1 protein-coding gene is annotated in these 310 nt (G+C 75.8%); it reads right to left on the bottom strand.

Features of this window, described 5'->3' with window-relative positions; all coding sequences use genetic code 11:
• Positions 1-310: AMP-binding enzyme (locus ACFHW1_RS28915; protein WP_416616757.1), on the bottom strand; the 310-nt coding region annotated here is incomplete at both ends.

Here is a 310-nt window from a genome sequence, read left to right as displayed (position 1 = left end):
CCCAGGTCGAAGAAGTTGTCATGCCGGCCCACCCGGTCCAGGCCGAGCACCCGGCCCCAGACGGCGGCCAGCACCCGCTCGGCGGGGCCGTCCGGGGCGACGTACTCCTGGCTCAGCTCGGGACGGACGGCTTCGGGCTCGGGCAGGGCCCGGCGGTCGACCTTGCCCTGCGCGGTGAGCGGCAGCCGGTCCAGGACGACGAAGTGCCGGGGCACCATGTACTCGGGGAGGCTGCGGCGCAGCCAGGCACGCAGTTCGTCCGGCGACGGTGCCGGGCCGGCGGCGACCAGGTAGGCGGCCAGGTCGGCCT

The sequence above is a fragment of the Micromonospora sp. LOL_014 genome, assembly GCF_048060245.1.
Taxonomy (GTDB): Bacteria; Actinomycetota; Actinomycetes; order Mycobacteriales; family Micromonosporaceae; genus Micromonospora_E.
Note: the sequence above shows the minus strand (reverse complement) of the source record. Positions and strands in the feature narration are given on the sequence as shown.